Genomic DNA, 26,026 nt, shown 5'->3' with positions numbered 1-26,026 from the left:
AGTGCGGCCAGCTTCAGAGCCGCTCGAAGATGCCCGCCGCGCCCATGCCGCCGCCGACGCACATGGTCACCATGCCGTACCGCCCGTTCCGCCGCCGCAACTCGTGGAGGAGCGTCGCGGTCAGCTTGGCGCCGGTGCATCCGAGCGGGTGGCCCAGCGCGATGGCGCCGCCATTGACGTTCAGGCGGTCCGGATCGATGGGGAATTCCCGGACGCAGGCGAGTACCTGCGCGGCGAAGGCCTCGTTCAGTTCCACGAGGTCGATGTCGTCGATCGTGAGATTCGCGAGGCGCAGCGCCTTCCGCATCGCCGGCACCGGGCCGAGGCCGAACAGCTCCGGCTTGACGCCCGCGGTGGTGTAGGTGACGAACCGCGCGAGCGGTGTCAGCCCAAGCCTTGCGGCATGCTCCGCCGTGGTCACCACCGCCGCCGCCGCGCCGTCGCTCATCTGCGACGAGTTGCCGGCGGTAACCGAGCCGTTGACCCTGAAGGCCGGGCGCAACGACCCGAGCTTGCCGAGCGAGGTGTCGGCGCGCGGCCCCTCGTCGGTCGTGACCCGGACCTCGCGAACCGTCGGTCCGTTGCCCTGACCGCTTCCCGTCGCGCCGTTGCCGGCGCCGTTCCCGTTGGCCGGTTCGGCGCGCTGCACGGTCACCGGGACGGTTTCCTCCTCGAAGCGTCCCGCGTCGATGGCGGCCAGCGCGCGCTGATGGCTCCGGAGCGCGAAGGCGTCCTGCTCGTCGCGCGTGATGTGCGATTCGCGGGCGTGGTTCTCGGCCACCAGCCCGGTGCTGAGGTAGACGTCGGGGTAGTTCTGCACGAGCGCCGGGTTGGGCACGAACTTGTGGCCCACCATCGGTACCAGGCTCATCGACTCCGTGCCTCCGGCGACTATGGTCTCGGCGTTGCCGGCCAGGATGCGTTCGGCCGCGAACGCGATCGATTGCAGACCGGAGGAACAGAAGCGGTTGATGGTTACGGCGGATGCCTCCACCGGAATTCCCGCCCGCAGGCTGGCGATACGGGCGACGTTCATCCCCTGTTCCGCTTCCGGCATGGCGCAGCCCAGGATCACGTCATCCACCTTGGCGGGGTCCAGGTCGCCGGCGCGCTCGAGGGCCGCGCGGATAGCGATGGCGGCCAGTTCGTCGGGGCGCGTGTTCCGGAACGATCCCTTCGGCGCCTTGGCGGCGGGAGTGCGGACCGCGGAAGCGATGACTGCCTCTCTCATGTTCTGCTCCGTCTTCCTGTCCCCGTCCGGCGCTGATCGCCCGCCATTCCGTGCCTGGCCCGGGTGCGTGTCACGCGTGCGCGGGCGACGGAACCGCAGCAGCCACTATGGCGTCGTTCGCAAACCGCGCGACGACGTCGGCAAACCGGTCGGGCTGGGTAACCAGTCCTATGTGTCCGGTGCGTTCAATCCCATCGTACCGCGCTCCGGGGATGGCGTCGAGGTACGACCGCGTGCTTTCGACCGGCACCACCCGGTCCAGTTCCGCCTCGCCCGTAACCACCTGCACGGGAGCTTTGACGCGGCCGCAGTCCGCCGTGAAGTCGACCGCGGCGGCCAGACGGACCCGCTGGGCCATCCGGATGGGCGACATCGCAAAACGGATCACCCGGTAGAGATGGCCGGCCGCGAATCGAGCGCGATCTCCCATGTCCGGGAGCGCGGCGGCGATTTCCGGGTACAGGCGGAACGGTGAGCCGAGGGCAAAAACGGGGGAGAGCAGCCGTGGCGCGCGGAGGTACCACTCGACGCGACAGCTCGGCCTCCACCCGGGCGCCGGAGTGGACGCCAGCGTCAGGCTGCTCACGCGCGCGGGCCGTGCCGCGGCGTAGTGGAGTGCGACCCACCCGCCGTACGAGACGCCGCAGAGTGCCGCCCGTGCCACACCAGCGTGGTCCAGCACCGCGTCGAGCCACGTGACGTAGCTGTCAAAACCGAGCGCGGGGTCTATGGTGTGGGACGCGCCGGTGTCACCCGGCAGCGATCCGGTCAGGACGCGGGTGCGGGCGGCCAGTGCGTCCACGGCGGGCGCCATCCATTCCCAGCGGCCCTGGATGCCCGGGATCAGCACAAGGGGGGTGCCGGCGCCGCGGTCGATGACCATCGTTCGCGCTCCCGCCGTCAGTTCCTGAGCGGCTTGCCTGTCTTCAGGATATGCGCCATCCGCTCCTGTGTCTTCCTCTCGCCCAACAGGCTGAGGAACGCTTCCCGTTCGAGGTCGAGCAGGTACTGTTCCGTCACCGCAGTGGCGTGAGGCAGGTCGCCTCCGGCCAGGATGCGCGCGAGCAAGCGGCCGATGTGTGCGTCGTAGTCGCTTATGTGGCCCGCGCGCCAGGCGATATGGACACCCAGGTCGAGCGCCGCGCGGATGCCGGCGCCTCCCACCGGAATGTCGGTGAGCGGCCGGGGCGGATGGTAGCCGCCGCTCGCCAGGTCGAGGGCCACGCGCTTTGCATCCGCCATCAACCGCTCCCGGTTCATGGAGATGCCGTCGGTCTCGCGGAGCAGGCCGAGGCGCTTGGCGTCGGAGGCACTGGTCGATACCGTGCCGAAGCCGATCACCTCGAAGGCGCGCTGCACGTGCGGCAGCACATCTCCCCGGGGCGGCGCCAGGTTCGTAAACCGGACCAGGAGCTCCTTCGTTCCACCGGCGGCCGGGATCAGTCCGGCGCCCACCTCCACCTGTCCCATGTAGGTCTCGGCCGCGGCCTGCACCCGGTCGCCGTGCAGGGTGATCTCGCAGCCGCCGCCCAGTGTCAGTCCAGCCGGCGCGGCGACTACCGGTATCGGGGCGTAACGCAGGCTGACGACGGTCGACTGGAAGGTGCGGATCATCAGATCGAGCTCGTCCCAGTTCTCCTCCTGCGCCTCGAGGAGGGCCAGCATCAGGTTCGCGCCGGCCGAGAAGGCGGGCGCGTCGTTGCCGATGACGAGGGCCTCGAAGTTCCTTGCGGCCTCCTCGATTCCCGCCGTCAGCATGGCGAGCGTGTCGCCGTCGATGGTGTTCATCTTCGAGTGGAACTCGACCGCGAGTACGCCGTCGCCCAGGTCTATCAGGCTGGCGCCCGGGTTCTCGCGCACCGGCGGCCGTTCCGCCTTCGCGTTCCCGAGGATCTGCAGCCCGGACGCGGCCGGGGGCAGGAGTCCGTCGCGGAACCGGGTCGTTCCCGGCGTGGACGCGGCGCGCCTCGCGGCGACCAGCGGGGGCGGGTCGTCGCTTGCGCCGGCGGCCTCGAGGACCGCGTCGACGCCGATCGCGTCCCACAGCTCGAACGGTCCCAGCTCCCAGCCGAAGCCCCATCGCATGGCGCGGTCGATGTCGTCGATCGAATGGGCGATGTCCGGAGCGACGCGCGCGGCGTAGACGAGGGTCGGCGCGAGCGTTGCCCGCAGGAAGTCGCCAACCCGGTCACGACCGTGGAACAGGGCGCGGGTCCGCTCGCCGGCCGATTCAATCGACGCAGCCGCATCGAGCGACGCCAGGCGCGGCGCTTGCCGCCCGCGGTAGTCCAACGTCGCGGGATCGAGGGTGAGGATGGCACCGCCCTCCGCCTTCGATTGTTTCCGGTAGAAGCCGCGTCCTGCCTTCGCCCCGACCCAGCCCCGTTCCACCAGGGAGGCGACGACCGGCGGCAGCCGAAAGGCCCCCCGCTCCGTGTCGTCGGTCAGTTGATCGGCGAGGTTGACGGCGACGTGCGCCATCACGTCGAGCCCGGCGACATCCACAGTCCGGAACGTCGCTGATTTCGGGCGGCCGATCACGGGTCCGGTGATCGCGTCGATCTCCTCGATCGTGTAGTCATCGAGTTGCTCGAAGATCCGCAGCACGCCGTACAGGCCGATTCGGTTGCCGATGAAGTTGGGTGTGTCCTTCGCGACCACCACACCCTTGCCCAGAATGCGGTCGCCGAAACGGATCATCGCATCGACCACTGCCGGGTCCGTATCGGCGGTCGGGATCACCTCGAGGAGAGGCAGGTAGCGGGGCGGATTGAAAAAGTGCGTGCCGAGCCAGTGCCGGCGGAAGGCGTCACCACGCCCCTCGGCGATGCTGGCGATGGGGATGCCGGACGTGTTCGAGCTGACGACGGCAGCTTCGGCCCGGTGGCGCTCCACCTTCGCGAGCAGCGCCTGCTTGATGTCGAGCCGTTCGACGACAGCTTCCACGATCCAGTCGCAGCCGGCGAGACGGTCGAGGTGGGTGTCGAATCCACCGGTGCCAATCAGGCCGGCGGCGTCGCGCGTGAAGAATGGAGCCGGTTTCAGCTTGCGCGCCCGCGCCAGACCGTCCCGTGCGGCCGCCTCATCCAGATCGAGCAGGAGGACGGGCAGGCCCGCGTTGGCGGCGTGAGCCGCGATCTGCGCTCCCATCACCCCCGCGCCCAGGACGCCGACCGATCGGATCTGGTGCACGGAGCTTCGACAGGAGGGGACTGCTGACTGCTATGGAAGAGCGGAGAGCGTGGCCTGCGCCTGGGCGCCTTCCTCGGAATTGGGGGCAACGTCCACGACGCGCTGGAAGTACTCCTTCGCGGCCTCGATGTCGCCCTGGTTCAGCGCCACCAAGGCGCGCTTGAAGAGCGGCTTCTCCCAGTTTCCGTCGACGGAAATCGCCTTGTCGTACCAGTCCTTTGCTTCTTCGGTCGCCCCGCGGGCAAACGCCTGCTCCCCCTGGTTGTAGAGGTCCTCGCGCGACGCATCGAGGCTGGAGGCCTGGTCTTCCAGAAGCTGCAGCTCCTCGGGGGTCGCGGTGCCGGCCACCATCTTCGTGCGGGCGCGCGCCACCTGGATGTCCCGGTTGCCCGGATCGTCCTCGAGTGCCCGATCGAACGCCGCGACGGCCTCGTCGTGATTGTTCTGCACGGCATGGGCGTTGCCGATGTTGATGTATAACTGGGTCAACTGCGGGAGCTGAGCGAGAATCTCCTCGTACCCACTGATCGCCGTGGCGTAGTCGCCGGAGTTCAGAGCGGCGTCCGCCGCGTCCTGGGCTGCTTCGATGGCGTCCAGATCGATCCCCGCGACCGCCTCCGCGCCGAGGGCCTGTTCGAGCGGATGAAGGATGCGGTTCAGCGTGAAGTTGATGGGCGGCGTTCTCGCCTGCGACACCGTCGCCGGCCCCTCGCTGGGGGTGAAACCCCGCGGTTGCCCGTTTGCCGTCCCGCACTCGACATCGCAGTCGGCCCGGAAGGTCCATTGGCCGCTTGCGAGGCCGAGAACGGCGTAACGGCCGTCGTCCTCGGTGTTCGTCACGAACTCGGGGGGATTCGCTTCGGGGTTGGTTGCCGTGATGGTGACGCCGGCCAGCGGATTACCGTCCTGGTCGGTCACCGTGCCGCCGACGCGTCCCCGTTGCGCGTCGGCAGTGGCCGCGGCGGCAAGCACGAACAGCGCCGCGACGGCGGAACAGACTGCATGGCGTGAGTGCAGATGCATGGCAAACTCCTGGGCCCGCCTCTGGGGCCATCAACCTGTGAGTATATCCGAACCGGGCGGTATCATTGGCGGATGCTCAGGGTGGGAATCGGCCTCCTGGTGACGCTCGCAATGGCCGGAGCGGTGGCGGCCTGGGTCTCGGCGGGACAGGCCGAGGGTCCGGCGCTGGCGATAGAGCAGCCCGAGACGTACGTCGGCAGAACGGCGTCGTTCGTCGCTACCGCGGAGGCGCCCGGGGCCGAGTTCACCGCGCTTGACGCATACATCGAACAGAATGGAGCCGTCCACGCGCTCTTCGCGCTGAACGGCTCGGAGTCCGCGGCGGCGCAGGCCGCGGTGAGTCAGGAAACCGAAGCGCGCCTTCGCATAAGCCGGACGTTCGATCGGGAGACTCATCCGGGACTCTCGCCCGGACCCGCCCGCGTTGTCGTTACCGCTACGCGCCCCGTGCTGTTCGGCCTGCGCGAGCGAAGCAGCGAGGTGGCCATCGACGTTACCGTGCGCTTCGATCCTCCGCGGCTCTCGCCCGTGTCGACCTTCCACTACATCAATCACGGCGGCTCGGAGCTGGTCGTTTACCGCGTCACGCCGGACGATGCCGATTCCGGCGTCCGGGTGGGTGAGCGGGAGTACCCGGGTTATCCGCTCTCCGCCGCCGGCGTCGACGGCCCGGATGATCTGCGCGTCGCGTTCTTCGCCCTGTTGCACGATCAGGATCTCGCCACGCCGGTCGCACTATGGGGACGCGACCCGGCGGGCAACGAGGCGTCCGCGCCGTTCGACCACCGTATCTTCGAACGCCAGTTCCGGCGCGCGCGCCTGCCGGTGGGGGACGCCTTCCTGCGTAGCGTCGTCCCCGCCATCGCGGCCGAGGCCCCGCAGTTGGCCGACGAGGATGTGGATGGCGGGACGGACGTATCCGATCTGCTTGACCTCTACCTGTTCATCAACCGTGAGCTCCGCCGGCAGAACCGCGAGACGGTCTCCGCTCTTGCGGCACAAACCGCCCCGCAGCGTCTCTGGGACGGTCCGTTCCGCCAGCTTGCCAACACGCAGGTGGAATCCGGCTTTGCGGATCACCGCACGTACCTCTACGGAGGCGACGAGGTGGATCAACAGGTGCATCTCGGTTTCGATCTCGCCTCGACCGCGAATGCGCCCGTTTCCGCCGCCAACGCCGGCACCGTCATCTTCGCCGACTACCTCGGCATCTTCGGCAACTGCGTCGTCATCGATCACGGTCTCGGGCTGCAGTCGCTCTACGCGCACCTTTCGTCCATCGATGTCGCTGTCGGCGCCACGGTGGCACTAGGCGAGACGATTGGGCTGAGCGGTCAGACCGGCCTCGCGGGGGGCGATCATCTCCACTTCGCCATGCTGCTCCAGGGCCAGCCGGTGACGCCCATGGAGTGGTGGGATCCGCAGTGGATGGAAGATCGGATCATGCGCAAGCTGCGCTCGGCGGGCGGTCGGTGATCCCGGTTATAATTACCGGGATAGACGTGTGTCGCGGTCCGCAACCGTCACTGTGGCCGTTCCCGTTTCAGTTCACACCGTGCAGGAGAGAAGTTTGATGCGACAGCGAACAATCTGGACCGTCGTCCTAATCGCGGCGATCGCGACGGCAGTCGCGTGCAGCCGCCGTTCCGATGTACCGCCCGTTTCGGTGATTCCGGAAGCGGGGGGGGGCGCCGCCAGCATGGCGGCCGGCGCCACCGGCACCAGCCGCATCACCGGCACCGTCACTTTCGACGGCACTCCGCCACCAGCCGAGACCATCCGGATGAACTCCGACCCGGTCTGCGTCATGGAGGCGACCGACACCGAAACCGACTACTACGTCGTCGGCGACGGTGGCGGTTTCGGCAATGTCTTCGTTTACGTGAAGGAAGGCATCTCCGGGACGTATCCGACGCCGAGCGAGCCGATGCTCCTCGATCAGCAGGGCTGCCGCTACACGCCGCACGTTTTCGGCGTGCAGGTGGGCCAGACGGTGACAATCCAGAACTCCGACCCGACGCTGCACAACATCCATGCCACGCCGGCTGCCAACCCCGAGTTCAATACCGGCCAGCCGATCCAGGGGATGACCATGGACCGCACGTTCGATGAGGCCGAGGTGATGGTGCCGTTCAAGTGCGACGTCCATGGCTGGATGAACGCCTACGTTGGCGTGCTTCCGCATCCGTACTTCGCCACCACCGGCTCGGACGGCGGCTTCGACATCTCGAACCTGCCGGCCGGCGACTACGTGGTCGAGGCGTGGCACGAGATGCTCGGCGCGCAGACGCAGAGCATCACCGTCGGCGACGGCGCCACCGCGGAGCTGTCGTTCAGCTTCAGCGCCGGCTGATTGCGGCGGGCGGCGGGGGCGCGAGGTGCGCTGGCTGCATCGCTACACCCGGCTCCTGGCCGTGGCGTCGCTCCTGCTGATAACGGCCGGAGGTCTGGTCACGAGCACCGGTTCCGGCCTTGCCGTGCCGGACTGGCCGAACACGTACGGCTACTTCATGTTCGCGTTCCCTCTCTCCGGCATGGTGGGAGGGATCTTCTACGAGCATGGCCACCGGTTGATCGCGAGCGTTGTCGGCATGCTGACCATCGGTCTGGCGATCTGGCTCGCGCGGGTCGAGCCGCGCCGGTGGGTGCGCCGACTCGGCTGGATTGCGCTCGCGGCGGTGGTCGTGCAGGGGATACTGGGAGGGATTACCGTCCTCTATTTCCTGCCGGCGCCGATCTCGATTAGTCACGCCGGACTGGCGCAGCTCTTCTTCACGCTCATCGTCAGCCTGGCCATCTTCACGTCGCCCGGTTGGCATGACCGCTACCGCGGTCGGGCCGGCGCGGCAGACGGACCGGATGCGCCGTCCGGCGCCGACCCGATCCTCGCACGGCTGGCCGTCTTGCTGCCGGCTGTCATCTACTTGCAGATCCTGGTCGGAGCCACGATGCGGCATACCGGTGCGGGACTGGCTATTCCTGATTTTCCGCTCGTGTTCGGAGGCCTCGTTCCGCCGGAGTGGACCAGCGCGATCGCCATCCACTACGCACACCGCGTCGGGGCGGTGCTGACGACCGCGCTCGTCTTCGCGACCGCCGCGCATGCGCTGCACCACCACGGGACGCGGGCAGAGCTCGCGCGGCCGTCGATGCTGCTCTGCGCGCTGGTCGTCGTACAGGTGGGTCTGGGTGGATGGACGGTGTGGAGCAGCCGGCAGGTGGCGATCAACACGGCGCACGTTTCGGTTGGCGCCCTGCTCCTCGTAACGTCAGTCGTCCTGGCCTTGCGGGTCCATCGCGGATGGTTCACGGACGCGGCTGACGATCGCCTCGCGGGGTCATCGATCGCGGCCGGGAGGCTGCGAGCCGGATCGGAGTCTCCCGCGTGAGCGCGTTGCGCGCCGGCGCGCTGGCTCTTGTTGCCGCGCCTCATCGCGCGGTCCATTTTCTTGCGCTGGCAAAGCCGCGCCTCAACTCGCTGGTGGTTGCGTCGGCCGGCGTCGGCTACTGGCTGGGGATGGCGGGTCCGCTCGATCTCGTGGCGACGCTCCACCTGTTGGCAGGGACGGCGCTGGTGGCGGGGAGCGCCGCCGCGCTGAATCAGGTGGATGAGCGGGACATTGATGGGTGCATGGCACGGACCCGGCAGCGTCCGCTGCCGGCGAGTCACGTCACGCCGTTGGAGGCTCGTCTGTTCGGTGTTCTGCTCGGTGGGGTAGGTCTGCTCGACCTGGCGTTGTGGGTGCATCCGCTTGCCGCGACGGTCGCGCTGGCGACGCTGCTGAGCTACGTCTGGATCTACACACCCCTCAAGCGCCGAACCGCCTGGGCGACGGTGATCGGCGCCGTGCCGGGTGCGCTTCCGCCGGTGATCGGGTGGGCCGCGGCGCGCGGCACGCTCGGCGTGGAGGCGCTGGTGCTGTTCGGGATTGTCTTCTTCTGGCAGCTGCCGCATTTTCACGCGCTGTGCTGGCTCTACCGTGACGACTACGACCGCGCCGGCCTCCCGCTCCTGGCGGCCCGCGACCCGGACGGAGGGCGGACGGCCCGACATGCTCTCGGCTACGCGACGGCGCTCGTGCCGGTAAGTCTGGCGCCGGTGTTCGTCGGCCTCGCGGGAACGGGTTACCTGGCGGTAGCGGCGCCGCTTGGGTGTTTCTTCGTGTTGTTGGCGGCCCTTTTCCTCCACCGGCGGACCGAATGGCGCGCCCGCGCGCTGTTCGTCGGGTCGCTCGTCTATCTGCCCGTGCTATGGAGCGCAATGCTCGTCGCACGCATGATGTGATGGCCCGCGGGTCGGGAGAACCCGGTCCGACGTCGCGGGACGATTCGTGGGACAACTCGTGGTGACGCCATGCTGGACGTAACCTGGCTCCCTCACCTGAACGCTACTCTGAACGCGACGTCCGGCATCCTGCTGTCGGCCGGATACCTCTCGATCCGCGCCGGCCACGTCGGTCGCCACCGCGCCTGCATGCTGGGCGCGGTTTCCGTGTCGATCATCTTCCTGGTTTCGTACGTCATCTATCACCTGGAAGTGGGCTCCGTGCCGTTTACGCGCGAGGGTCCCATACGGCTCGTCTACTTCACGGTCCTGATCACCCATGCGGTGCTGGCGGTCGTGATTGTCCCGCTCGTCACGCTCGCCGTGATGCACGCGCTGCGCGAACGGTTCGACCGGCACGTGGCGATCGCACGCTGGACGCTGCCGATCTGGATCTACGTCTCGATCAGCGGCGTAGTCGTGTACTGGATGCTCTACCAGATGTAGTCGGGCGCCGGCCGGGCTGCTAGCGCACCGTGCTGACCGCGGCGGCTGCGAGGGTCGCGACCCGTCCCCGTAGCGCCACGACGCTTCCCCCACCGTCCGGATGGACCCGATTCGACAGGAACACGACCACCGTCTCGGTCTCCGGGTCGATCCAGATCGACGTCCCGGTGAACCCGGTATGGCCGTACGATCGCGTCGCCGGGAAGAGATCGCCGCGCGCCGACGAGTAGGGTGAATCGAGATCCCAGCCCAGGCCGCGCCGGATCGACAGTGCCGGGGGCGTCGACGGAGCGGCCATCCGGTCGACGGTCAGCGGTGAGAGCACGGCGCGGGTTCCGTCCGCCGTTCGGCCGCGTGCGAGCAGCATGGCGCCGAACCGGGCGAGGTCGTCCGCCGTCGAGAACAGCCCGGCGTGCCCGGCCACGCCGCCCATCCGGCGCGCCGTCGGATCGTGGACCGTGCCGCGCAGCATGACCCCGTCGGGACCGCCGCAGGGCCATCCGAGCGGCGTGCATGCCTCGGTTGGCGCGGTCCGGGCGGCGGCGTCCGCCGGCGGCTGGAACATGGTCTCCCGCATGCCGATCGGGTCGAACAGCCGTTCCCCGGCAAAGGCGTCCAGCGTTTGCCCGCTCACGCGTTCCACGATGGCGCCCAGCAGAATGAAGTTGAGGTCGCTGTAGATGAAGCGCTCCCCGGGGGGGGACTGGAGTTGTTCGTCGAGGATTCGCCGCAGCGCCTCGCCGGTTCCCTCGAACTCCTCGTCGAGCGGCAAGTCCGGCCGGAGTCCCGAGACATGCGTCAGCAACTGCTCGATCGTGATTGCTTCCTTGCCATGGCGCTCGAAGCCAGGCAGGTGGAGCGCGACGGGGTCACGCAGGCGCAGTGCGCCATCCTCGACAAGCGCCATTACGCTCGGGGCGGTCGCCACGACCTTGGTGAGCGACGCCACGTCGAATAGCGTTTCGGCGGTCATCGCCTCACGTTCCGGGCGGATTGAACGCAGTCCGATGGCTTCCCGGTAGATGGTCCGGCCGCGATGGCTCACCAGCACGACGGCGCCGGGGAGATCGCCGGCCTGAATCGCTTCTTGAACGACCGTGCCGATCCGCGCCAGACGAGCGCTGTCGACAGTGATGGAGCGTTCCGGCTGCCCGGTCGCCACGCTGGAGATCAGGCCGGCCGCGAGGAACGTGGCCGTTGCCGCGGCGGTCCGAAGGCATGGGTGGATCAGGGGCATCGCTGGGGTTCCGGGTGGCCGTTTCCGAGTGTATACTGGCTGATCCGTGCTATCAGCCTGAGGGGCACCGTATGTCGAGAGTAGCTGTCGTCACGTCGGCGTTATTGGTCGCTGGTTCGTTTCTGGTGGTGCTTGCTCCACCTGCCGAGGCGCAGCCCGGCTTCATAACCGGAACCGTGCGGGATATAGCGGGCGAGCCGATCGTCGGCGCGGAGGTGGTCGGAGAGAACCCGCGCACGCAACGCAATGTTGCGGGGGTGACGAACGACTCGGGGCGTTTCTCGTTCGTCGGCCTGGAGTCCGGGCGGTGGCTCTTCATGGTCCGTCGTCGCGGCTACGAGCCGGTGCAGGGGTTCGCCAACATCAGCGCCAGCGGCAACGCCCGGGTCGGTTTCGTGATGGAGGTGGATCCGTTTCATCCGCCCGCGCCTTCCACCGGCGTACTCGCCAACCTGCGCGGTGACGAGTTGGAGGCGGCGCTCGATGCCGCCGATGCCCACTTCGAGAACGGCGATTTCGACGCTGCAATCGAGGCGTACCAGGCCGTGCTTGCGAGCGTACCCGGCCTGACCGCCCTGCATCTGCAGATTGGTCACGCCTACGAAGCGAAGCAGGATGTCGACAGCGCGCTTGCGGCGTACCGTGCCATCGCGGCCGACGACCCGGTCAGCCCGGAGGCGCAGGCGGCGATCGACGCGTTGCTGTCGAGTGGCGGCGACCGCTAGAGAGTTGGTAGAATTCTTCCGTTCTCGACGGCCTGTGGCGGTATCGTCTAGGGGTTAGGATACGTGGTTCTCAGCCACGGGACCGGGGTTCGAATCCCCGTACCGCTACCATTCAATCTCATCCGTCGGGTCGTCTGTACGAGCTTAACCACGGGCTGCTAGGCGCTTGCGCCAGCGGAACTTCCAACGCGCCGGGCACGGCGCGCTAGCGGGGTCCCCTGTACGGGTACTCGCGGTACCAGTCCGCCCAGCGCGCGCATCCCCGGTCGCCCGCCTGAGTGCAGATCTGTCCGCCGCGGACATAGTGGCCCCGCGCGCTCTGGTGATCGCCGGCAAGGTCGTGGACTTTTCCGAGCTCCAGGTGGGCACGGCCTCGAACCCAACTGGCGGCGCCGTCGCGCGCGGCGAGGACGAGATCGGGCCGCGCCAGGTCGCCTTCGCCCAGCCCGACGAGCGCGGTACCCCGCTTCAATCGCCAGATGGCGTCCTCGCCCATCATCCGGTCTCGATGGTCGCGCTCCAGACGCCGGAAGCCGTGGGACAGGATCAGTTCGGCGAGCGCCGGCCGGCCGTCGCGGAGCCAGGTGGAACCGGTTTCGATCCATAACAGCCGGTTTCGGGGGAAGCTTCGCCGCAGGTTGTTCAGGACCCCATGAGCGCGGCGGAACTCCCGCTCCCGGTTGTAGATCATCGCCAGCGCAAACTGCGCCTCGGTCCGCACCTGGGTCGACCGTCTGGCCGCGTCCGCCAGTATCCGGATCGCCTCTGGTTTCCCGCCGTCGAAACCGACGAGGTACGCCATCCACCGGAGGGGGCGCGGGAGGACGGAGACGATGTAGCGGTAGAGGCCGACCAGCATCTTGGCGTCGTGGTACCCGGGGTCCAGCTCCAGGACCCGGTCGTGCGCCAGGTAGGCGCGGCGGGCGGACCGCAACGCCTGGAACGGTTCCCGCAGGATTGAGGCGCGGTATGACGCGTCGAGCGCCACCGCGACACCCAGTTCGTAGTGGGCGTCGGGATCGCGCGGATCCTCCCTGACCGCTGCCTCCGCCAGCCGGATCGCGTGGGCAGCGTGCTGCTCGAAGGTCCGGGCAAGTTCCTCCGGAGGATCGTCGAACTCACCGGAGGGGCCGTACATCGATCCCGCAAGATAACTGTCGAGTAACGACGTTCCTCGCTCGAACAGTATCCGCAGCCATGCCGCCACCGCCACGGCGCGGTACGGGGCCGGGTGGTCCGGCCGTTCGGCGACGGCCCGCTGAAATGTGTTGATTGCCTCGTCGAAATCCAGGTTGTAGACCAGCTCGAAGCCGGTTGCCAGCGTCGTGTCGTAGTCCTCCGCACTGGCTGTGGCGGGTGCGTTCCGCGGGTTGGCTTCTGCCCAGGAGGCCAGGGTGGCGAGGGCGACGGCAAGCACGACGGCCAAGCGCCTGTGCGGGGGACAGCGGGACATGGACTGCTGATGATAAGCGACCCGTCGCGTCCGCAACGCTCGCCTCGAACCTGAGATAGACTCTGCCTGCTGAGATCCAGTCTGATCTGGGAGGCGCACGCTCAGGTGCATCAGGGGCTTCGTACGCTCGATGAGTTACCCATCGGCCAGTCGGCGGTAGTCCACCGCGTCGGCTGCGAGCAGCGTGTCGGCTGCCGTCTCATGGAAATGGGGCTGCTGCCGGGGACGCCGATCGAGATGGTGCGCCGGGCGCCGCTTGGGGATCCACTCGAGATCCGGTTGCGCGGCTACCTGCTGAGTCTCCGATCCGCCGACGCCGCCGGCGTAACGCTGGTGCCCGACGGGCATGCGGATCCCCCGGGCGCAACCGACGGCGACGGTCACTCCCACGGCAGCGCCATTCCCTTTGCCGCGCATCCAGCGCGCGCCGCGACAATCGGCGGGCGCGTGCCGCGCGTCCTGGTCGCGGGTAACGCCAACTCGGGCAAGACCACGATCTTCAACCGGCTGACCGGCGCCCGCGCCAGGGTAGGCAACTACCCCGGCGTGACGGTGGCGCGTGCATCGCGTGAAATCGACCTGCCGGACGGCCCGCGCGTGGAGGTGGTCGATCTCCCGGGCACCTACAGCCTCAGCACCTACTCGCCGGACGAGCAGGTGGCGGTCGACGAGGTGCTTGGCCGCCGCGGCGACGACCCGGACGCGGTCGTTGTGGTCGTGGATGCCACCGCACTGGAGCGTGGCCTGTATCTCGTGATGCAGATCGTCGAGACCGGTGTCCCGGTGGTCGTAGCGCTCAATATGGTGGACGAGGCGCGGGCGGCGGGCGTGGACGTGGACGCGTCGAAGCTGGGTGACTGGCTCGGTGTGGAAGTGGTGCCGATGGTCGCCACGACGGGCGAGGGGCTCGACGACCTGCGAGCCGCAATCGCGCGCGCCGTCGGTCTGGCGGCCCGCCCGGAGGTGGCCTGGTCCGATTTTCCGCCGGCCGTCGAGAGTGCCGTCAGCGAAGTGGAACAGTCGCTCGATGGCTCGGGGTTCGTTCGGACCCCCGCCGCGCGACGTTCCTGGGCCGTCTGGTCACTCCTGTCGCATTCGGCCGACGAGGATGACGTCGAAGGTTTGCCGGACGGGGTACGCCGGACGGTCGATACGGTGCGTCAGCAGGCGGCGGACGCGCAACTGGAGTTGGGCCGCGGCCTGATCGCCGCCCGCTACGGCTGGATCGAGCAGGTGGTGGCGGACGTGCGGCGCGTGCGGCCGGCTGCCGCGCCCAGCGTTGTCTGGACCGAGCGGATTGATTCGGTCCTCACCCACCGGCTTTGGGGCCTGGGCGTGTTCGCCGTCGTGATGGCGTTGCTCTTCGAGGCGCTGTTCACGTGGTCCGAGCCGTTCATCGGCGTGATCGAGACGGTAACCGTCTGGCTGCAGAACGGCGTAACCGGCGTGTTGCCGGCGGGCGCCCTGCAGGACCTGATGGTCAATGGCGTGATTGCCGGCGTTGGCAATGTCGTCGTGTTCGTCCCTCAGATCGCGATGATCGGGTTATTTATCGCCGTCCTCGAAGATGCCGGCTATCTCGCGCGCGTCGCCTTTCTCATCGACCGGCTGATGGGCCGGGTCGGTCTGCACGGGAAAGCGTTCGTTCCGATGCTGTCGGGCTTTGCCTGCGCCATTCCGGGGGTAATGGCGACCCGCACCATCGAGAGCCGGCGCGACCGATTGATCACGATGCTGACCTTGCCGATGATCTCGTGCAGCGCGCGGCTGCCCGTCTTCGCACTGGTGACCGCGGTGGTCTTTGCGGGCAGCGGGCGGGTGTTCGGACTGTTCAGCACGGGCGCCGTCGTGCTGTTTTCGATGTACGCGGTCTCGGTGGTGGCGACTCTCGGCGCCGCCGCCGTGCTGCGCCGGACGGTCCTGCACGGCCCACGCCTGCCGCTGGTGCTGGAACTGCCCCCGTATCGCATGCCGGTCTGGCGCAATGTCTTTCTGGCGACATGGCGCGGGCTCCGCAAGTTCCTGATCGATGCCGGCACGATCATTCTGACGATGACGATCATCCTGTGGGCGCTGCTCTCGTACCCCCGGAGCGCGGAGATCGCGCAGCGTTACGAGGCGGAACGCGTTGCGGTGGCGGCGTCGGTGGCCGATGCGGACGCGCAGGCCGAGCAGATGGCGGCACTTGACGGCCAGGAAGCGGGCGAGCAACTCCGCTACAGCGTGGCTGGCCGGGTAGGCCGCCTGATGGAGCCCACCATTGAGCCGCTCGGTTTCGACTGGCGAATCGGAGTGGGCATTCTGGGCGCCTTCGCCGCTCGCGAGGTGTTCGTTTCCACCCTCGGAATCGTCTTCGGCATCGCCGAGGCGGATGAGGAAAGCGTGTCGCTCCGGACGTCGCTGCAGGAGGCGCGGCATCCCGACGGCAGTACGCTGATGACGCCGCTCGCCGGAATATCGCTGATGGTCTTCTTCGTCCTGGCGTGCCAGTGCATGAGCACGATCGGCGTCGTGCGGCGCGAGTCCGGTTCCTGGGGCTGGCCAATCTTCATGTTCGCGTACATGTCGGTGCTGGCCTACGTCGCGTCGCTCGTCGTCTACCAGGTGGGTTCTCTGTTAGGCTGGGGTGTCTGACGCCAGGGAGGCAAGCGCCGATGGAATGGCTGTTCGGCGGGCCCGCGGGCTGGCAGGAAGGCGTGGCGGCGGTGATTGTCGCCGCGGCCGTCGTGTCGCTCTACCGCCACCTCCGCGGCATGTTCGGCGCCGCCCGACCCAGTAGCGGCGCCGCTGCCGGGTGCCACGGCTGCGCCAGCGACTGCGAGGAGCCGGATCCGGCTACGAATGTAGCGACAGCGATCGGGCCGGGAAGCGACACGCCATCTCCCGGCGGCGCGCCCGTCACGCCGACGGTGCGCGGGTCACTGCACTGACGAAGGCGTCGAGGCGGTTGCGGTGCGCGTCCAGGATGGGATGTGACCACCGTGCCGTCACGGTCGCCAGCACGGTGTGCTGGTACCAGAGCATCCCTTCCAGGTTTGTGTTGAAGGCCTCGATGAAGACCGGTCCCTGCCGCTCGAGTTCCATCGTCATCGTCGTCAGGTTGTGGATCTTGTCGGCCGACGCGACGGCGAGCGAGCCGAACCTTGGCGTCGACCGGAGCTGCTCTATGTAGGTCTCCTTCCGCTCCTGCCAGGGGGCCGCCTTCTGCGGCTCCGAGACGTCACGGACCATCCCGAGGACGAGCTGTCCGAAGTTCGAACGGATGACGTCAGGATCGAGGTCCGTGTCTTCCAGCGTGTCGTGGAGCATCGCGGCGATGACGGTGTCCTCGTCGAAGCCGAAGTCGGCGGTGATCAGTGCGACCGACAGGACGTGCCCGGTCTGGTAACCGCGCTTCGCCTTGCGCCGGCGCAGGCCGTGGGCTTCGATCGCTGTGTTGATCGCCAGCTCGATGCGGGGGGACCAGGTCACTGGCCGACCGCGTTGCTGCTGGGAGCGAGGTAGCTGCGCCGCGCCCGCGCCGTCAGGCCCCGTTGCGTCAGCAGCACCCTGATATCGTGAAGCTGTCCGTCGGTGCGGGGCGTGAAACCCAGGACGTACTGGCTGTGCAGCTCGCGCGCCACGCGCGTGAAGGTGGGGCCCAGGTCGGCCGCCTCGGTGAGCTCGAAGTAGCCGCCGCCGGTTTCCTCGGCGAACCGGCGCAGGTTGCGGTCCGGCCGTGTCGTGACGTAGCGGATGCCGTTGAAGTAGTTGCTCTCGAAGCCGATCGAGTAAATCATCACTTCCTCGGCCACTGCCCGGTCGACCACGTTGCCGGCGCCCACGTCGCTGTCGGTGTCGTCGCCGTCACTGAAGAGAAGGATGACGCGGCGGCCGTCCACGCCGGTCAGCGCGTCCAGTGAAACATAGGCCGCGTCGTACACCCTCGTGGAATTGCCGAAGCCCAGGTCGGGAAGCTCGGCAATCAGCGCGTCACGGTCGCCAATGAACTGGGGCGGGTTGATCTCCAGCTTGTCGTTGAACGCGCCGACCCGCGCGCGGTCGGCCGGCAGCAGACGCAGCAGGAACTGCTCGGCGCCGGCCATCAACCGGTCGCGGTTCAGGTCCATGCTGGCGCTCGTGTCGAGCATTACCACCACTGTGATCGGCCGGACAGAGTTTTCGAACAGCACGATCTCGGTGGGTTCCTCGTCGTCGAAGATCGCGAAGTCCTCGCGCGTCAGATTGGGAACCAGCCGCCCGTCCCGGTCGGTGACCGTGACGTAAAGGTCGACCAGTTGGGTGCCGCTCCGGAACATCGGCTGCTGCTGGGCGGCGACAATCGCCACGGAGGCGAGAAGCAGGAGGGCGAGCGACGGCACGAGGCGCTGTCGACCGTTCATGTAAGACACTCTAACTCCGCCATTCCCAGAGGGCAATGTGGCAGGTGTGGCTGATTGTCAATGACGGCCGGTCGGTAGTACGGTTAGGGAACTGGCAGGGTCGGCGGGGGCGCCCCGGGAGGATGAAGACAATGGCAAGGCACGTGAGAATCTCTCGTCGGGGAGCGGCGTTCGCGGTTTCTGCCGTGGTATTGGTTCTGTTCGCGGCGCAGCCCGCGTCGGCTGCCGTTGCGGAGGGACTGGCGGCGCCGTACCTGCACATCCAGTTGGCCCTCGCCAACGATTCGATGGACGGTGTCAACGATGCCGCCAGCACGATGGCGGCCGAGGCGGAGGGCATGGGCGCACCCGCCAGGATGATTGCCGCCACCGCGCGGGCGCTGGCTGGCGCGAGCGACATCGAGACTGCCCGCGCGGCCTTCGGTCCGTTGAGCGACGCGCTGATTGCCTACGGCGAGGAGGTAGGTTTCGGCGAGCTGCGGATTGCCTACTGCCCGATGGTGGACAAGTCGTGGGTGCAGGCGGGGTCCGAGCTTCGCAACCCCTTCTACGGGTCCCAGATGCTCACTTGCGGCTCCTTCGTGGAGGTGGGCAGCCGGTGACGGCGCCGGTGTGACCGGCACCGGCGTGCGGCTCCAGCTCGACGCCGCGCTTGAGGATCGGATCCTGATCCTCGACGGCGCGATGGGGACTGCGGTCCAGCGCTACAGGCTGGGCGAGGCGGACTTTCGCGGCGACCGGTTCGCGGACCATCCGCACGACCTCAAGGGCAACAACGACCTTCTGGCGCTGACGCGCCCTGATGTCGTCGGCGCAATCCATGACGCCTACCTGGAGGCGGGCGCCGACATCATCGAGACCAACACGTTCAGCGGCACGGCGATCGCGCAGTCGGACTACGGCCTCGAAGCGATCATCCCGGAACTGAACTGTGAGGCGGCGCGTCTCGCGCGCGCCGCGGCCGACCGCTGGACCGAGCGCACGCCCGACCGGCCGCGCTATGTTGCCGGCGCCATCGGCCCCACCAACCGGACGCTGTCGATTTCGCCTGACGTCAACGATCAGACGTTTCGGGCCTCGACGTTCGACGCCATGCGCGATGCCTACGTGGAGCAGGCGCGCGCGCTTATCGAGGGCGGTGTCGACCTCCTGCTGATCGAGACGATTTTCGACACGCTGAACGCGAAGGCGGCAATCGTCGCCGTGCGCGACCTGTTCGACGAGCTGGGGGTGGAGCTGCCGATCATGCTGTCGGTGACGATCACCGACCGGAGCGGGCGAACGCTCTCCGGCCAGACCATCGACGCGTTCTGGGTCTCGGTGGCCCACGCCGACCCGTTCGCGGTCGGCCTGAACTGCGCCCTCGGCGCCCGCGAGATGCGGCCGTACCTGGCGGAGCTCGCCCGGGTGGCGACCGGCACCTGGATCAGTTGCTACCCGAACGCGGGCCTCCCGAATGCGTTCGGCGAGTACGACGAACATCCGGAAGAGACCGCGGGGCTGCTGCGCGAGTTCGCGGAGAGCGGCTTCGTCAACCTTCTGGGCGGCTGCTGCGGGACGACGCCGGAGCACATCAGCAAGCTGGCCGAGGCGGTGGCGGATGTCGCGCCACGCCAGCGGCAGGCGCCTGCCGCCGCCGGGCGGGTAACCGAGTACAGCGGCCTCGAGCGGCTCACGGTCCATCCCGACAGCAACTTCCAGATGATCGGCGAGCGGACCAACGTCACCGGCTCGCGGCGCTTCGCACGGCTCATCAAGGAGTCGGACTACGCCACGGCGGCCGACGTGGCGCTCGACCAGGTGCGGGGCGGCGCCAACATCATCGACGTCAACATGGACGAGGGGATGCTCGATTCGGAAGCGTCCATGAGCTATTTCCTCCGGCTCATCGCCACCGAGCCGGAGATAGCGCGCGTCCCGATCATGGTCGACAGCTCGAAGTGGTCGGTCCTCGAGGCGGGGCTCAAATGCGTGCAGGGCAAGGGCATCGTCAACTCGATCAGCCTGAAGGAGGGGGAGGGGCCGTTCCTGGAGCAGGCGCGCCGCATCCGGCGCAACGGCGCCGCGATGGTGGTGATGGCATTCGACGAGACGGGTCAGGCCGACACGGTCGAGCGGAAGGTCGAGATCTGCTCCCGGGCCTACCGGTTGCTGACCGAAGAGGCGGGCGTGGCCCCGGAAGACATCATCTTCGACCCGAACGTCCTGGCGGTTGCCACGGGTCTCGAAGAGCACGCCGACTACGCGGTCAACTTCATCGAGGCGACACGGCAGATCAAGCAGCGTTGCCCTGGAGCGAAGGTGAGCGGCGGAATCTCGAACCTTTCGTTCTCGTTCCGGGGGAACGACACGGTCCGCGAGGCAATGCACGCCGCGTTCCTCTACCACGCGGTTCGCGCCGGCCTCGACATGGGAATCGTCAACGCGGGCCAGCTCGCCGTCTACGAGGACATTCCGGCCGACCTGCTGGAGCATGTCGAGGACGTCATCTTCAACCGGCGCGCCGACGCGACCGAGCGGCTCGTGAGCTTCGCCGAAGGGGTGAAGGGAAGCGCCCGCGAACGGAGAGAAGACCTCTCGTGGCGCGAAGCGACGGTCGGCGAGCGTCTCGCGCACGCCCTGGTGCAAGGCATCGTCGACTTCATAGAAGCCGATGTCGAGGAAGCCCGGCAGCAGGCGGCGCGTCCGCTCGACGTTATCGAAGGCCCGCTGATGGACGGGATGAAGGTCGTGGGTGATCTCTTCGGCGCCGGGAAAATGTTCCTGCCGCAGGTGGTGAAGAGCGCACGCGTCATGAAGAAGGCGGTGGCCTACCTGCAGCCGTTCATGGAGGCCGAGCAGAGCGCCAGCTCGGCGCAGGGGACCATGGTGCTGGCCACGGTCAAGGGGGACGTCCACGACATCGGCAAGAACATCGTTGCCGTCGTGCTTCGCTGCAACAACTACCACGTGGTTGATCTCGGGGTGATGGCGCCGTGCGACGCCATCCTCCGCCGCGCAGCGGAGGAGCAGGCCGACCTGATTGGGCTGAGCGGCCTGATCACGCCGTCGCTCGACGAGATGGTGTTCGTGGCCGGCGAGATGGAGCGGCGCACCCTGCGGACGCCGCTGCTCATCGGCGGCGCGACGACGTCCCGGCAGCACACGGCGGTGAAAATCGCGCCGGCCTACGGGGGCAGCACGGTGCACGTCGCGGACGCCTCACGCGTGGTCGATGTGGTATCGGGCCTGCTCAATCCGGACCGCCGCGCCGCGTTCGATGCCGCGAACCGCGCCGATCAGGATCGGCTGCGGGCTCAGCACGCGGGGCGGGCGGAGCGGACGCTCGTGCCGTATGCGGATGCGTGCGCCAATCGGTTCCGGACCGACTGGGACGGCGTCGACCTGCCGGTTCCGTCCTTCAGCGGGCGGCGGTGCGTCGAGGTGGGGCTGGACGAGCTAGTCCCGTTCATCGACTGGACGTTTTTCTTCGCGGCATGGGAGTTGAAGGGACGTTTCCCCGACATCCTCGACCACCCGGTGCGGGGCGCCGCGGCGCGCGAGCTGCATGAACGGGCGACCGCCCTGCTGGGTGAGATTATCCGCGACGGCAGCCTGACGGCGCGCGGCGCCTACGGCTTCTGGCCGGCCGCGTCGGAAGGGGACGACATCGTCCTCCATGCGCCGTCATCCGCTGCCGGCGGCGAGCCGGGCCCGGAGCTCGTCCGATTCCACATGCTGCGCCAGCAGGAGCAGTCCGGCGATGGCCGGCCGCACCGCTCGCTCGCCGACTACATTGCGCCCGGCGACTCCGGCCGGCGCGACCACGTCGGGGCCTTCGCCGTCACCGCCGGTCTCGGCGTCGACGATCTGGTCCGCCGCTACGAGGCGGATCACGACGACTATCACGCCATCATGGTGAAGGCGCTCGCCGACCGCCTGGCGGAGGCGTTCGCGGAGTATCTGCATGCGCGGGTTCGGCGCGAGTGGGGCTATGGCGCCGGCGAGCAGTTTTCCAACGACGACCTGATCGCCGAACGCTACCGCGGCATCCGCCCCGCGTTCGGTTATCCCGCCTGCCCGGACCACAGCGAGAAGTTCAAGCTGTTCGACCTGCTCGACGCGCGTGCGGCCGGCCTGGATCTGACGGAAAACGGCGCCATGACGCCCGCCGCGAGCGTCAGCGGCCTGTACTTCGCGCATCCGGAGGCGCGCTACTTCACGGTTGGCCGTATCGGTCCGGACCAGGCGGCCGACTACGCGGCGCGCAAGGACGTTCCGATCGCCGCGATGGAGCGCTGGCTCTCGCCGAACCTCGCGGCATCGCCGGCTGAAGCCCCTCCACTCGCCGCGTCCGGACGCTGACGGACGGTGCACGACCTCGGCATCCTCCGTGACCTGGCGATCATCGCCGGGCTCTCCATCCCGGTCGTCGCGCTGGCGCAGCGCCTGCGCCTGCCGCCCCTGGTCGGCTTCCTGGCGGTCGGCTTGCTGATCGGCCCGTCCGGGTTTGCGCTGATTCCGGATCCGGACGAGGTGTCGGCACTGTCGGAGATCGGCGTCGTCCTGCTGCTCTTTGCAATCGGCCTGGAGCTGTCGCTCTCCGACGTCCTTCGGTGGGGACGCTCCGTAGTCGTCGCCGGCGGCCTGCAGGTGTCCGGAACCGTCGCCCTGGCGCTCGGCGTCGGTCTGGCGGCGGGTCTCCCGCCGGGGCGCGCCGTCTTCTACGGCACGCTGGCCGCGATGTCCTCTACGGCCGTCGTAACCAAGACGTATGCCGACCGGGGCGAACTGGATACAGCCCACGGCCGCGAAGTGATCTCCATCCTCCTCTTCCAGGATCTGTGCATCGTCCCGATCATGCTGCTGCTGCCTCTCGCGGCTGGCGCGTCGGCGGACAGCGGCGCGGCGATGATGGACGTCCTGGTGGGTCTTGCCGCCATGACCGTGCTCATCTTCGGCGGCCGCGCGATAGTACGCGCGACGCTCGATCGCATCGTCCTGCTGCGCAACCGCGAGCTGTTCACGCTCTGTGTCGGCTTCGTCGCTCTCGGCACGGCGCTGGTCGCCGCGGAAGCGGGATTCTCGCTCGCAATAGGAGCGTTCATCGCGGGTCTCGTCATTTCGGAATCGGAGTACGGTCTGCAGGCGCTCTCCGACGTCATTCCGTTCCGCTCGCTGTTCAGCGGCGTCTTCTTCACGTCGATCGGCATGCTGCTCGACCTCGGCGTCGTGATGGACGCGCCGGTCGCCGTCTTTGGCATGACGCTCGTGTTGATGATCGTGAAAGGGGTAATTGCGACGGGCGCCGTCGTCCTGCGCGGGGTGCGCCTCGAGACGGGCTTGCGCAGCGGAATCAGCCTGGCGCAGGTGGGGGAGTTCTCGTTCGTCCTGGCGGCGGTCGGCCTGGACCTGGGGCTATTCGCCGGCGACGACTACCAGTTGTTCCTCACCGCCGCGGCGCTCTCCATGATGGCGACGCCGTTCCTGATCGGGTCGGCATACCGCGTGTCGGAAGCGATTGGCCAGATGGTGCGGGGCACTCTCCACCTTGGACGCGAAGCGGATGCCGAAGCCCGCGGAGGTGACGAGCTGAGCGCACTGCGCGACCACGCGGTGGTGGTGGGCTACGGTGTCGCCGGCCGTTACCTGGCCCGCATGCTGCAGGCGGCCGGGATCCGGTGCGTGGTGATCGATCAGAACGGTGCGCTGGTTCGGCAGGCGGCCGACGACGGACTGCTGGCCGTCTACGGCGACGGTGCGCATCCGAGCATGCTCGAGGAAGTGGGATGCGAGCGGGCGCGCCTCGTGGTCTACGCCATCTCCTCGCCGGTAGAAGAACGCCGCGGCGTAGCGGCCGCGCGCGAGTTGGCGCCCGGGGCGACGATTGTCGTGCGAACCCGTTACGTTCGAGCTATAGAAGACCTGATGCGGCTCGGCGCGAACGAGGTGGTGGTGGAGGAGTTCGAGGCGTCGCTCGAACTGTTCGCCCGTGCCCTCAGGAGCTACGAGATCCCGCCGCGCCGCATCGCGCATGAGCTGAGCGCGGTGCGCGACGAGCACTACGGGCTGCTGCGGGGCACGGCGGCCCCGGACATGGCCCTTGATGCGCTGCAGCATCTCGGCATCCACGACGCGCTCGAGCTGGTGGAAGTGGAAGTGGGATCGAAGGCGGAGGGCGAGAACGCCCGAACGCTGGACCTTCGGCGGCAGACCGGCGCCATCCAGATTGCCGTCGTGCGGGGCGGCGTGCCGATCTACCGCCGGGACGACGCGTTCCGGTATCAGCCGGGAGATACGGCCGTCATCGTAGGCGACCCGGAAGCCCTGGAACGCGCCGCCGCGTTGTTTCGCGCGGATCCTCCCGCAACGTTGTAGGTATCATCGAGCCAGGAGTCAGCAGATACGGACTCCCCGCGCACCTCCATGGAGTATCAGATCCGGCAGTACGGCCTGCAGCAGGGCGCTCTTGAAATCGAATACATCGAGGAGTACTTCGGCGAGTTCCGGCGCCGCAAGAGCGCCGACGAGGTAATTGCCCGGCTGGGGGACCGTGACCACCAGATCCTGATGGCGGAGGCGCCCCTTCCGGACGACCCGTCCACCGTCGTCCCGGTTTCCTACAAGGTGTCGCACGAACTCCGGACCGAGGAGACCATACCGAAACTGGCGGATCTCGTAGCGCGGCTCCGGTCGTACATCGACTTCGACGGGCGCAAGGTCCTCTATAGCTGGATCGGGGGCACGCGGCGCGACTGGCGCGGCCGCGGGTTCTTTCGGGCGCTGACGGAGGAGCAGGAGGCCTGGGCGCACGACAACGGCTTCGCCGAGATCGTCGTCAAGACCAAGAACCGCCTCTACGGCATGCGCGGCACGCTCGACCACCTGCAGTTCAACGTGATCAAGTTCGAGCCGAACGAGGCGGACAACCGCGAATCGAAGGTGTACCTGAGCAAGCAGCTCGGTCTCGAAGTGCTCGACGGCCACCGCAGCCAGCGGTCCGTTGTCCGATCGGTGTGAACCCCGTCACCATTGACGCGATCGACGATCCGCGCATCGGCGACTTCCGCGTCGTCTCCGACCCGGCCCTCATGCGCGAGCGAGGGCTGTTCGTTGCCGAGGGCTCGCTCGCCGTCGAGCGCCTGCTCGCCTCCCGCTTCCGAACGCGCGCGCTGCTGGTTACCGAGAGCGCGCTTGCCCGGCTGAAGCCAGCCATCGACGCGTCCGTCGAGTCGTCCCTTGCTGGCGCGCCTTCCGATGCCGCTGCGCCGTCCGATGCCGCTGCGCCGTCCGTCGTTAGCGCGCCGGCGCCTGACCTCTACGTCACCGGGTCGGCGGAGCTTCGGCGCATCACCGGATTCCGGTTCCACCGCGGATGTCTCGCCCTCGGGGAACGGCCCCCAGACGGTTCGACGCCGGGCGGCCTGCCGCCGCCCCGCGCGGGGGCTCCGGTCGTGACTCTCGACGCGGTTGCGGACCCCGACAACGTCGGAGCCATCTTCCGCAACGCGGCGGCCTTCGGCGCCGCGGGGGTCCTGCTGTCGCCCCGGTGCGCCGATCCGCTCTACCGGAAGGCGATACGCACGTCGATGGCGACCACGCTCTCGCTGCCGTTCCAGGTTGCTGCAACGGACGACTGGCCTGGGCCGCTGGAGCGGCTGCGTGACGACCGCGCCCGCCTGATTGCTCTCACTCCGGCGCCGGGCGCGGCCGACCTGGGGTCCGTTACCCGGTCGTCGTCCGGCGGCCCGCTCGTTCTGATAGCAGGCAACGAAGGCGACGGTGTCAGTCAGGCCGTTCTCGAACGGTGCGATGCGACGGTCCGGATCCCGCTCGATCCTGCGGTGGATTCACTCAACGTTGCGACCGCGGTTGCCATTGTCCTCCAGCGGTTCCACGAGGCGACCGGCCACCAAGATACGTTGCCAGGGTAGACCGAAGAGCCTTTTTCAAGTGCCTACAGGGTAATCTAGACGAAAAAACGTTATAATCGCAATGTGATTCACCGATTCGCCGTATCGAACTACCGATCC

Annotated in this window: 21 protein-coding genes and 1 tRNA gene; 14 read left to right on the top strand and 8 right to left on the bottom strand. The window is 68.2% G+C overall.

Features of this window, described 5'->3' with window-relative positions:
- Positions 1-13: 13 nt before the first annotated feature.
- The 4 genes from F4Y45_11090 to F4Y45_11075 all read right to left on the bottom strand — a co-directional run bounded on the left by F4Y45_11090 (position 14) and on the right by F4Y45_11075 (position 5,446).
- Positions 14-1,231, bottom strand: a complete 1,218-nt coding sequence (locus tag F4Y45_11090; GenBank protein MXY25052.1) for an acetyl-CoA C-acyltransferase — start codon at positions 1,229-1,231, stop codon at positions 14-16.
- A gap of 70 nt (positions 1,232-1,301) precedes the next feature.
- Positions 1,302-2,114: an alpha/beta hydrolase gene (locus tag F4Y45_11085; protein MXY25051.1), complete on the bottom strand. Its 813-nt coding sequence runs from the start codon at positions 2,112-2,114 to the stop codon at positions 1,302-1,304.
- Between the two features lie 17 nt (positions 2,115-2,131).
- The gene (locus F4Y45_11080) at positions 2,132-4,381 is read right to left on the bottom strand and encodes a 3-hydroxyacyl-CoA dehydrogenase (GenBank protein ID MXY25050.1); all 2,250 of its coding nucleotides are present in this window, start codon (positions 4,379-4,381) and stop codon (positions 2,132-2,134) included.
- Between the two features lie 72 nt (positions 4,382-4,453).
- The gene (locus F4Y45_11075) at positions 4,454-5,446 is read right to left on the bottom strand and encodes a tetratricopeptide repeat protein (GenBank protein MXY25049.1); all 993 of its coding nucleotides are present in this window, start codon (positions 5,444-5,446) and stop codon (positions 4,454-4,456) included.
- Here F4Y45_11075 and F4Y45_11070 point away from each other — a divergent pair.
- The 5 genes from F4Y45_11070 (at position 5,441) to F4Y45_11050 (ending at position 10,217) form a co-directional block, all read left to right on the top strand.
- Positions 5,441-6,922 carry a M23 family metallopeptidase gene (locus F4Y45_11070; GenBank protein ID MXY25048.1) on the top strand — a complete coding sequence of 494 codons (1,482 nt, stop codon included), beginning with the start codon at positions 5,441-5,443 and terminating at the stop codon, positions 6,920-6,922. The genes F4Y45_11075 and F4Y45_11070 overlap by 6 nt on opposite strands.
- A 97-nt stretch (positions 6,923-7,019) precedes the next feature.
- Positions 7,020-7,799, top strand: coding sequence for a hypothetical protein (locus tag F4Y45_11065; GenBank protein MXY25047.1), 780 nt, complete (start codon positions 7,020-7,022; stop codon positions 7,797-7,799).
- Positions 7,800-7,824: 25 nt separating this feature from the next.
- Entirely contained in the window at positions 7,825-8,835 is a 1,011-nt protein-coding gene (locus F4Y45_11060) for a heme A synthase (protein ID MXY25046.1), read from the top strand.
- Positions 8,787-9,731, top strand: coding sequence for a protoheme IX farnesyltransferase (gene cyoE, locus F4Y45_11055; protein ID MXY25045.1), 945 nt, complete (start codon positions 8,787-8,789; stop codon positions 9,729-9,731). The genes F4Y45_11060 and cyoE overlap by 49 nt, the downstream gene beginning before the upstream one ends.
- Before the next feature lie 69 nt (positions 9,732-9,800).
- Positions 9,801-10,217, top strand: a complete 417-nt coding sequence (locus F4Y45_11050; GenBank protein ID MXY25044.1) for a DUF420 domain-containing protein — start codon at positions 9,801-9,803, stop codon at positions 10,215-10,217.
- A 19-nt stretch (positions 10,218-10,236) separates the two neighbouring features.
- On the opposite strand, the gene F4Y45_11045 is transcribed toward F4Y45_11050, so the two are convergent.
- Entirely contained in the window at positions 10,237-11,454 is a 1,218-nt protein-coding gene (locus tag F4Y45_11045; protein ID MXY25043.1) for a beta-lactamase family protein, read from the bottom strand.
- 317 nt (positions 11,455-11,771) lie between these two features.
- Here F4Y45_11045 and F4Y45_11040 point away from each other — a divergent pair, with 317 nt between their 5' ends.
- Both F4Y45_11040 and F4Y45_11035 read left to right on the top strand, forming a co-directional pair.
- Positions 11,772-12,179, top strand: a complete 408-nt coding sequence (locus F4Y45_11040) for a tetratricopeptide repeat protein (GenBank protein MXY25042.1) — start codon at positions 11,772-11,774, stop codon at positions 12,177-12,179.
- Between the two features lie 36 nt (positions 12,180-12,215).
- A tRNA-Glu gene (locus F4Y45_11035) sits at positions 12,216-12,290 on the top strand.
- A 94-nt stretch (positions 12,291-12,384) separates the two neighbouring features.
- Here F4Y45_11035 and F4Y45_11030 read toward each other — a convergent pair.
- Positions 12,385-13,743, bottom strand: a complete 1,359-nt coding sequence (locus tag F4Y45_11030) for a tetratricopeptide repeat protein (GenBank protein MXY25041.1) — start codon at positions 13,741-13,743, stop codon at positions 12,385-12,387.
- Here F4Y45_11030 and feoB point away from each other — a divergent pair.
- Both feoB and F4Y45_11020 read left to right on the top strand, forming a co-directional pair.
- Complete coding sequence (gene feoB / locus F4Y45_11025; GenBank protein ID MXY25040.1) at positions 13,738-16,266, top strand: ferrous iron transport protein B; 2,529 nt, start codon at positions 13,738-13,740, stop codon at positions 16,264-16,266. The genes F4Y45_11030 and feoB overlap by 6 nt on opposite strands.
- Positions 16,267-16,286: 20 nt before the next feature.
- The gene (locus F4Y45_11020) at positions 16,287-16,562 is read left to right on the top strand and encodes a hypothetical protein (GenBank protein ID MXY25039.1); all 276 of its coding nucleotides are present in this window, start codon (positions 16,287-16,289) and stop codon (positions 16,560-16,562) included.
- Here the strand turns inward: F4Y45_11020 and F4Y45_11015 are convergent.
- The gene (locus tag F4Y45_11015; GenBank protein MXY25038.1) at positions 16,531-17,103 is read right to left on the bottom strand and encodes a bifunctional (p)ppGpp synthetase/guanosine-3',5'-bis(diphosphate) 3'-pyrophosphohydrolase; all 573 of its coding nucleotides are present in this window, start codon (positions 17,101-17,103) and stop codon (positions 16,531-16,533) included. The two genes, F4Y45_11020 and F4Y45_11015, sit on opposite strands and share 32 nt — an antisense overlap.
- On the bottom strand, positions 17,100-18,014 hold the full coding sequence (locus tag F4Y45_11010; GenBank protein MXY25037.1) for a VWA domain-containing protein: 915 nt from the start codon (positions 18,012-18,014) through the stop codon (positions 17,100-17,102). The genes F4Y45_11015 and F4Y45_11010 overlap by 4 nt, the downstream gene beginning before the upstream one ends.
- A 35-nt stretch (positions 18,015-18,049) precedes the next feature.
- On the opposite strand from F4Y45_11010, the gene F4Y45_11005 reads away from it, so the two are divergent.
- From F4Y45_11005 to F4Y45_10985, 5 genes are read left to right on the top strand one after another with little or no spacing between them, the layout of a single operon-like run.
- Positions 18,050-18,616 carry a DUF3347 domain-containing protein gene (locus F4Y45_11005; GenBank protein ID MXY25036.1) on the top strand — a complete coding sequence of 189 codons (567 nt, stop codon included), beginning with the start codon at positions 18,050-18,052 and terminating at the stop codon, positions 18,614-18,616.
- A gap of 10 nt (positions 18,617-18,626) precedes the next feature.
- Positions 18,627-22,358 carry a methionine synthase gene (gene metH / locus F4Y45_11000; protein ID MXY25035.1) on the top strand — a complete coding sequence of 1,244 codons (3,732 nt, stop codon included), beginning with the start codon at positions 18,627-18,629 and terminating at the stop codon, positions 22,356-22,358.
- Positions 22,359-22,364: 6 nt separating this feature from the next.
- Entirely contained in the window at positions 22,365-24,371 is a 2,007-nt protein-coding gene (locus F4Y45_10995) for a hypothetical protein (protein ID MXY25034.1), read from the top strand.
- Between the two features lie 48 nt (positions 24,372-24,419).
- Positions 24,420-25,013 carry a hypothetical protein gene (locus tag F4Y45_10990; protein ID MXY25033.1) on the top strand — a complete coding sequence of 198 codons (594 nt, stop codon included), beginning with the start codon at positions 24,420-24,422 and terminating at the stop codon, positions 25,011-25,013.
- Entirely contained in the window at positions 25,010-25,927 is a 918-nt protein-coding gene (locus F4Y45_10985; GenBank protein MXY25032.1) for an RNA methyltransferase, read from the top strand. The genes F4Y45_10990 and F4Y45_10985 overlap by 4 nt, the downstream gene beginning before the upstream one ends.
- Positions 25,928-26,026 lie beyond the last annotated feature (99 nt).

This window comes from Acidobacteriota bacterium, from assembly GCA_009838525.1.
GTDB lineage: Bacteria > Acidobacteriota > Vicinamibacteria > Vicinamibacterales > UBA8438 > VXRJ01.
Note: the sequence above shows the minus strand (reverse complement) of the source record. Positions and strands in the feature narration are given on the sequence as shown.